Origin of the sequence: Nocardiopsis sp. LOL_012 (assembly GCF_048060475.1) — a bacterium.
Classification (GTDB): Bacteria; Actinomycetota; Actinomycetes; order Streptosporangiales; family Streptosporangiaceae; genus Nocardiopsis.
Genome location: NZ_JBHMIV010000070.1, coordinates 1 through 4,170 on the forward strand (window position 1 = coordinate 1; position 4,170 = coordinate 4,170).

A 4,170-nucleotide genomic window follows, 5' to 3' on the forward strand; every position below is an offset into this window, starting at 1 on the left:
GGGCGGCCACCGCGACGAGTACCGACGCGAGCACGCGATCGCTGCCGACCTCCAGCGCCGCTACCGCCACCTGGTGATCTGGTGGGGCGAGGCCACCCAGTCGTTCTGGGCCGCCACGCCCGCCGGGCTGGCGGAGGCACCCGACATCGACGCCCTGCTCCTGCTGCTGTGGCCGCACGCCACACCGCCCACCACCCCGCGCACCGAACCCGCGCCAGAGCCGGCCCCGGCCACCGCCCCGGCGGTCGCGCCACCGGTTCCGCTGGCCGGGCTACCCGGCACCCGGCCGCCCTCCACCCTCACACTCCGCCCCTGGGAACGGGCGGCGGTCTCCTCCCGCCCCCGGCTCCCCGCCGCGGCCTGACGGCACGCCGCACACGGGCGCGGCCCTTCCCCCGGCCGGGGGAAGGGCCGCGCCGACCGCATCCCGTCGGGGCTACGCACTCTCCGCCTCTCCGGCGGCGGCCGCCTCGGGCCCGGTCTCCGCCGACCGCACCAGCTCGGCGGCGGTCAGCGTCCGGGGCCGCTGCTCCACCGGCGTCAGTTCGGCGATCTCCTTAGCGGGGCGGATACCGAGCTCAGTGAACCCACCTGCGGTCTTCAGAACCCGTCGCTCCAGTGAACCGATCGTCTTGTCGTAGAACTCCACGGTCCTTCCGATGTGGTTGCCGAGATTCGCGAGGTGACCGCTCATCGTGGCGAGGCGTTCGTAGAGCTCTTGGCCCAGTTTCTGGATCTTCTCGGTGTTCTCCTGGGCTTTCTTCTCGCCCCAGGCGATGGCGATGGTGCGCAGCATGGGGAACAGCGTGTTCGGGGTGACGAGAACGACCTTCTTCCGCATGCCGTACTCGTAGAGGTCGGGCCGCCGGTCCAGCGCGGCTTGCAGCAGTGCCTCACTCGGCAGGAACATGAGGACGAAGTCCGGGCTGCCCGCGACCTTCACGAAGTACTCCTTCGCGGCGAGCGTGTCCATGTGCTTGCGGACCTGGGCGGCGTGCTTCTCCATGCAGCGGTCGCGCTCGGCGTCGTCGTCCGTCTCCATGGCGTCCATGAAGGCGTCCAGGGAGACCTTGGCGTCCACCACGATCCTGTGGCCGTTGATGAGCTTGACGACCATGTCCGGGCGCAGCGTGTGCCCGTCGTCATCGGCCACGGTCTCCTGGAGTTCGAAGTCGACGTGCTCGCGCATGTTGGCCATCTCCACCGCCCGCTTGAGGTGGAGTTCACCCCACTGGCCGCGCACCTGCGGCTTGCGCAGCGCCTTCACCAGCGCTTCGGTCTGGGTCCGGCTCCGGGCGTTCTCCGCCGCCAGGTTCTTGATCTGCTCGTCCAGACGGGTCTCGGTCGAGGTGCGCCTGCCCTCGAACTCGCGCAGGTGGACGTCCAGCTCCCGGAGCTTGTCGGTGACGTCCCGGGTGGTCGCGCCCAGGCTCTTGTTCGCGGTCTCGGCCAGCTTCTCCTGGGACGTGGTCAGCATCTCGGACACGGTCGCCTTGACCTGCTCCGACTGGAGTCGGGCCTGCTCCTCGCGGACCTGCTCCAGCTCCCGCTGCGCGGCGTCCACCGCCGCCTGCCGCTTCTCCAGCTCCGACCGCTCGGTGCGCAGCGTCGCGAGTTCGGTCCGGTGCTCTTCGAGCAGCCTCTCGCGCTGTCCGGCCGCCCCCTTCAGTTCGTTCCTCTCCCTCTCGGCGGCCTCCAGGCGGGTACGCAGCCCGGCCGTCGCGGCCTCCTGTTCGTGCTGGGACCGCAGCGCGCGGTCGCGTTCCTCCTTCAGGTCCTCGGCCCGGGCACGGGCCTGTTCGCCCCGGGCCTCGGCGACCTTTACGTCCGTCCGCAGGTGCCCCAGATCCTCCCGCAGGGCGCGGGCCTCGGCGGCGGCGCGGCGGCGGGCGAGCAGGAAGCCGAGCGCGGCGCCGGCCGCGCCCGCGAGCAGGGCCAGGGCGATGCTGAGCAGTGTGTTCACGGTGATCTCCTCCAGGGAAGTGCGCGGTCCGTTCGCCGGTCCGCGGAGAGGACGGCCCGCGTTTCCCGGCCGCTGGGGGAAACGCGGCGGCCGACAAGCGCGATGACCGACACCGTAGAAGAGCACCGGTGCTTTATGCATTCGGATAACCGATAACGGGGGTTATCAGTCTCTGGTTTTCTTCTTGCGTCTCCTGCGTGGAATCCTGGAAATGTTCCATCGGGTATGGGGATTCTGTCAGGATTTCGGTGGTCCCCCGTCTTCCAGCCCCCATCACCCTGCTCACCCCCTGTCTGTACGTGTCCGAGGAGGAACAGTGCAGGTTCTCTATGTCGTCGGCTTCGATGTGGCCCCGCGTGAAGAGGGCGTGCTCCCGTACGCGGCGGCGCTCTCCTGTGTCAGCGAGTGGCTGACCTACAACGCGGTCGGCGAGATCTCCGAGGCGGATCTCCGCGTCAGTGGTGCCCGGGAACTGCGCCACAACAAGGTGAACGGCGACCCCCGCCGGGCCTCCTGGGAAATGGTCGGACCCGAGGGGTGCCGGGCGCTGCGGGTCGAGGTCAGGGACGAGGACGAGGCAACGGAATCCTCCTTCATCACACACGTCACCTTGAGCGATATCGGTGGCGCGGTCGGCGTCCGTGTCTCGATGGGGCGTGAGACCTCCGCGACGTGGCTCTCACCCGCACCGGCCCCGGCCCTGTACCAGCCGGGGATCGTGCGTTCGCTCATGCTCAAGGGCGGTATCGACATCACCGTCGCCGGACAGCGCCAGGACGGCCGCTACATCCAGGTGCGCAGCGACCAGGAAGTGCGGGAGTTGGCCGACGCCGTCTGCCGCTCCGACCGGCTTCCGCTGCTCCTGCTGCACACGCGGACACTCGCCGCACTCGAAACGGCGAAGCAGACCGCGGCCAGACTCGTCGGCCTCGTCCGCGTGGTCACCCTCGACTACCGGGCCTCTCGGAGCCTCTACGAGCGCCTGCCGGGATACGCGCCCCCCTACGCGGGTGCACGGCTGATCTGGAGCGACCACGAGGCGAAGCAGGTGGTCTTCGGCGAGGAGGAGACCAACGGGGGCGATCCGGAGCGGGTGCGGGAACGCCTCATGCGTGTGCTCGCGCCTCTCTCAGTCCTCGCGCGCGGCACCGACCACGCCTTTCGCAGGGCGCGGCAGGCCGAGATCAACCGGCAGAGCAGTAAGGCGCGCACCCGGTCGGAGCTGGCCAGGGTCGCCGGTGACATGTCGGCCCAGATGGAGGCCCTCAGGGAGGAACTGGCCGCCGTGCGCGCCGATGCCGAGGAGTGGGAGGAGTTCGCGACGGCCCAGATGCAGAAGGCCGACCGGTACAAGGACGATGCCGAGAAGGTGCCCGCCTTGGAGGACCACGTGGAACAGCTCCTCCAAGCGCTGCGCGCCACGCAGGGGCCGCCGGAGCGGCCGGTCGAGCCGGAGGACGCCTGGGAGAACCTGCCGGCCCTCGTCACCGGGGACGCCGCCAGCGCTGAGGAGCTCTTCCTGCAACTCCAGGACCTCTCCTCCGGCAGGATCGTCTTCACCCCGCACGCCAAGAGCACGTGGAAGAAGAGCAAGTACCCCTTTCCGGAAGAGATGACCGAATGCCTGGTCAAGCTCGCCCGCGTGGCCACCGCCCTGTACGACGGCACGGAGCGGTCCATGCCGCACCTGGACACCTGGATCAGGGACGAGTTCGATCTGAAGGTGGCCTTGCAGGATCAGGCGATCGAGCGCGACGCCAAACTCCGCGACTTCGTCTACGAGGACCGCACCTGGTCGCGCGTTCCGCACGTCAAGGTCCGGGACTACGCTCCCCCCACGCAGGTGGGCCGTATCTACTTCGCCCTCGACCCGGAGCGGGGGCGACTGATCGTCGACCACGTCGGTCTGAAGCTCTCCTGAACCCTTCCGGCCTCCGAACCGGCCTCCGAAGCGAGGTCCGTTCCGGGGGCGCTGGGATTTCGGAGTCCCTTGTTTCCCGAGATGGGAAAGTTCGTTCCCCTGTGGTCTGATTTTCGCCTGGATTCGCCTTCTCTGAATGGGCTGACGGTTATTCGATTCCGGATAGGGTTAAATCGACCTGCTCCTTATCCTCGCAGGGGAGAGTGCGGTGGCACTCAAGCAGATGGTGGTGTCATACCGTCGTAGCAACACCGCAGGTCACAGGGGTTGCTCATGCAAGAACGAC

Annotated in this window: 2 protein-coding genes and 1 pseudogene; 2 read left to right on the plus strand and 1 reads right to left on the minus strand. The window is 68.7% G+C overall.

Annotated features, from left to right (window positions below):
* Positions 1-364 (plus strand): annotated as a pseudogene (locus ACFHWE_RS23335) (hypothetical protein); the annotation flags it as partial.
* 72 nt (positions 365-436) lie between these two features.
* On the opposite strand, the gene rmuC reads toward ACFHWE_RS23335, so the two are convergent.
* Positions 437-1,963 carry a DNA recombination protein RmuC gene (gene rmuC / locus ACFHWE_RS23340; RefSeq protein ID WP_416604022.1) on the minus strand — a complete coding sequence of 509 codons (1,527 nt, stop codon included), beginning with the start codon at positions 1,961-1,963 and terminating at the stop codon, positions 437-439.
* Between the two features lie 316 nt (positions 1,964-2,279).
* Here rmuC and ACFHWE_RS23345 point away from each other — a divergent pair, with 316 nt between their 5' ends.
* A complete protein-coding gene (locus tag ACFHWE_RS23345) occupies positions 2,280-3,884 on the plus strand; it encodes a hypothetical protein (protein ID WP_416604023.1) in 1,605 nt (534 codons plus the stop codon).
* Positions 3,885-4,170: the final 286 nt, after the last annotated feature.